Annotated in this window: 4 protein-coding genes; all 4 read left to right on the top strand. The window is 71.2% G+C overall.

The window, feature by feature from the left end:
* The first annotated feature begins 25 nt into the window (after window positions 1–25).
* Window positions 26–136: an adenosylcobinamide-GDP ribazoletransferase gene (locus V7793_RS34850; protein ID WP_336013698.1), complete on the top strand. Its 111-nt coding sequence runs from the start codon at window positions 26–28 to the stop codon at window positions 134–136.
* A gap of 234 nt (window positions 137–370) precedes the next feature.
* A complete protein-coding gene (locus V7793_RS34845) occupies window positions 371–1,891 on the top strand; it encodes a leucyl aminopeptidase (protein WP_336013697.1) in 1,521 nt (506 codons plus the stop codon).
* A gap of 304 nt (window positions 1,892–2,195) precedes the next feature.
* On the top strand, window positions 2,196–3,584 hold the full coding sequence (gene lpdA / locus V7793_RS34840; RefSeq protein ID WP_336013696.1) for a dihydrolipoyl dehydrogenase: 1,389 nt from the start codon (window positions 2,196–2,198) through the stop codon (window positions 3,582–3,584).
* A 49-nt stretch (window positions 3,585–3,633) separates the two neighbouring features.
* Window positions 3,634–3,873 (top strand): biotin/lipoyl-containing protein (locus V7793_RS34835; protein ID WP_336013695.1); only part of this gene is annotated, 240 nt, incomplete at its 3' end.

Genomic DNA, 3,873 nt, shown 5'->3' with positions numbered 1-3,873 from the left:
CGCGGCGGGCCTCGTCGGCGCGGAGCTGCTCCTCCGCCGGTGCGTGTCCCGCTTCGGCGGCGTGACGGGCGACGTCTTCGGCGCGCTCGCCGAAACGGCGGCGACGACGGTACTGGTGGCCCTGTCCCTGGGCTGACCCGGCCCGGCGGTGCCCGTCCCCGGCCGAGCCGGTCGTTGCACCGCCGCTACGCGCCGCCATGGCCGATCTCCGCCGCGGCGGAGGTGGCCGCGGGCCCCGCGCCAGCCGAACCACGCACCCCTGAACGACCCTTGGATGCCCCCCACAGGGATATGGCGCATACGATGCCCGGGGTGCGGCCGACCCACCCGCTCGGCCGAGAAACTCAACGGAAGTAGGGACCTCACCACCGTGTCTGCTCTGACTCTCAGCACTTCCAGTGCGGCGACGCTGCGCGCGGACGCCGTCGTCATCGGCGTGGCGAAGGGCCCGAAGGGCCCCGTCGTCGCCGCCGGCGCCGAAGCCGTTGACAAGGCCTTCGACGGCAAGCTGGCCGCCGTCCTGGAGGCCCTCGGCGCCACCGGCGGCGAGGGGGAGACGACCAAGCTCCCCGCCCCGTCCGGGCTGAAGGCCCCGGTCGTGCTGGCGGTCGGCCTGGGCGAAGCCCCGGCGAAGGACGAGGGCTTCGCCCACGAGGCCCTGCGCCGGGCCGCGGGTTCCGCGGCCCGTGCGCTGGCCGGTACCAAGAAGGCCGCGTTCGCGCTGCCCGTCGAGGACGCCGACGCCGCCGGCGCGATCGCGGAGGGCGCCCTGCTCGGCGCGTACTCCTACCGCCCGGCCGGCAACGCCGCCGCGAAGAAGAACGACAAGGGCGCCCCGCTCGCCGAGATCGCCCTGCTGGGCGGCAAGCCGCGCGACAAGGCGTTCAAGGCCGCGGCCGAGCGCGCCGCGACCGTGGCCGAAGAGGTCAACCGCGCCCGCGACCTCGTCAACATGCCGCCGAACGAGCTCGACCCGAAGGCCTTCGCCGCCGCGGCCCAGACCGCCGGCAAGGAGTTCGGCCTCAAGGTCGAGGTGCTGGACGAGAAGGCCCTGCTGAAGGGCGGCTTCGGCGGCATCATGGGCGTCGGCCGCGGCTCGGACGCCCCGCCGCGCCTGGTGCGGATCGGCTACACCCACCCGAAGGCGGAGAAGACCCTGGCCCTCGTCGGCAAGGGCATCACCTACGACTCGGGCGGCATCTCCCTGAAGCCGGCCGGCCACAACGAGACCATGAAGTGCGACATGGCCGGCGCGGCCGCCGTGTTCGCCGCGGTCGTCTCCGCCGCCCGCCTGGGCCTGCAGGTCAACGTGACGGGCTGGCTGGCCCTCGCGGAGAACATGCCCTCCGGCTCCGCCACCCGCCCGGGTGACGTCCTGAAGATGTACGGCGGCAAGACCGTCGAGGTCCTCAACACGGACGCCGAGGGCCGCCTGGTCCTGGGCGACGCCCTGGCCCGCGCCTCGGAGGAGAACCCGGACGCGATCGTGGACGTCGCCACCCTGACGGGTGCCATGGTGCTCGCGCTGGGCAACCGCACGTTCGGCGTCATGGGCAACGACGACGCCTTCCGCACCTCGGTCTACGAGATCGCCGAGGAGGTCGGCGAGCAGGCGTGGCCGATGCCGCTCCCGGCCGAGCTGCGCAAGGCCATGGACTCCCCGGTCGCCGACTTCGCCAACATGGGCGAGCGGATGGGCAGCGGCCTGCTCGCGGGCATCTTCCTGAAGGAGTTCGTGGGCGAGGGCATCGCCTGGGCGCACCTGGACATCGCGGGCCCGGCGTACCACGAGAGCGCCCCGTACGGCTACACCCCGAAGGGCGGCACCGGCTCCGCGGTCCGCACGCTGGTCCGCCTGGCGGAGCACACCGCCGCCGGCGACCTCGGCTGAGCCTCCCCCACGGTCCGCACGGCCCGTACGGTCGCACGGTCCCGCGGCTTTTGCCCGGGGCCGTGCGGATCCGTTCGCTTGTAACGAAATACCTCGGCCGTACGCACGAGTAACCCCCGAAGGTGACGCAACCGTCGCCTCCGGGACCGGCCCGGCGTCCCGCCGTCCGTCAACAAATGCGAAGATGTTGTCTCGGCAGGACAGGGCCCCCCTAATCACAGGGCCGAAGAAACGCGGCCGAACGACAGCCGCCGCCCGGTCATCGGTGACCGGCTCCGGCGTACCCATGCATGGAGGACGTGACGTGGCGAACGACGCCAGCACCGTTTTCGACCTAGTGATCCTCGGAGGCGGTAGCGGCGGTTACGCCGCCGCCCTGCGCGGAGCGCAGCTGGGTCTCGACGTCGCCCTGATCGAGAAGAACAAGCTGGGCGGCACCTGCCTGCACAACGGCTGCATCCCCACCAAGGCGCTGCTGCACGCCGGTGAGGTCGCGGACCAGGCTCGTGAGAGCGAGCAGTTCGGTGTCAAGGCCACCTTCGAGGGCATCGACATCGCGGGCGTCCACAAGTACAAGGACGACGTGATCGCCGGCCTGTACAAGGGCCTGCAGGGCCTGGTCGCCTCCCGCAAGGTGACCTACATCGAGGGCGAGGGCCGCCTGTCGTCCCCGACCTCGGTCGACGTGAACGGCCGGCGCGTCCAGGGCCGCCACGTCCTCCTCGCGACCGGCTCCGTGCCGAAGTCGCTGCCGGGCCTGGAGATCGACGGCAACCGCATCATCTCCTCGGACCACGCGCTCGTCCTGGACCGCGTGCCGAAGTCCGCGATCATCCTGGGCGGCGGCGTCATCGGCGTCGAGTTCGCCTCCGCGTGGAAGTCCTTCGGCACCGACGTCACCATCGTCGAGGGCCTGAAGCACCTCGTCCCGGTCGAGGACGAGAACAGCTCCAAGCTGCTGGAGCGCGCGTTCCGCAAGCGCGGCATCAAGTTCAACCTCGGCACCTTCTTCCAGAAGGCGGAGTACACCGCCGACGGCGTCAAGGTCACCCTTGCGGACGGCAAGGAGTTCGAGGCCGAGGTGCTGCTGGTCGCCATCGGCCGCGGCCCGGTCTCCCAGGGCCTGGGCTACGAGGAGCAGGGCGTCGCGATGGACCGCGGCTACGTCCTGGTCGACGAGTACATGCGCACCAACGTGCCGACCATCTCGGCCGTCGGTGACCTCGTCCCGACCCTCCAGCTCGCGCACGTCGGCTTCGCAGAGGGCATCCTGGTTGCGGAGCGGCTGGCCGGTCTCAACCCCGTGCCGGTCGACTACGACGGCGTGCCGCGCGTCACGTACTGCCACCCCGAGGTCGCTTCCGTCGGCATCACCGAGGCGAAGGCCAAGGAGCTGTACGGCGCCGACAAGGTCGTCGCTCTGAAGTACAACCTCGCGGGCAACGGCAAGAGCAAGATCCTGAAGACCGCGGGCGAGATCAAGCTCGTCCAGGTCAAGGATGGTGCCGTCGTCGGTGTCCACATGGTCGGCGACCGCATGGGTGAGCAGGTCGGCGAAGCCCAGCTGATCTACAACTGGGAGGCGCTGCCGGCCGAGGTCGCACAGCTCATCCACGCGCACCCGACGCAGAACGAGGCTCTGGGCGAGGCTCACCTGGCCCTGGCCGGCAAGCCGCTGCACTCGCACGACTAAGTCCCGAGCGCACCACCATCCGCACTACTCGTAAGGAGCAACCGCAACCATGGCGGTTTCCGTAACCCTGCCGGCGCTCGGCGAGAGCGTGTCCGAGGGCACCGTCACCCGTTGGCTCAAGGCCGAGGGTGAGCGCGTGGAGGCCGACGAGCCGCTGCTCGAGGTCTCCACCGACAAGGTCGACACCGAGATCCCGGCCCCCGCGTCCGGCATCCTCGCCTCCATCAAGGTGGGCGAGGACGAGACGGTCGAGGTCGGCGCCGAGCTCGCGATCATCGACGACGGCAGC

Origin of the sequence: Streptomyces sp. KLMMK, from assembly GCF_036961605.1 — a bacterium.
Classification (GTDB): domain Bacteria; phylum Actinomycetota; class Actinomycetes; order Streptomycetales; family Streptomycetaceae; genus Streptomyces; species Streptomyces telluris.
Note: the sequence above shows the minus strand (reverse complement) of the source record. Positions and strands in the feature narration are given on the sequence as shown.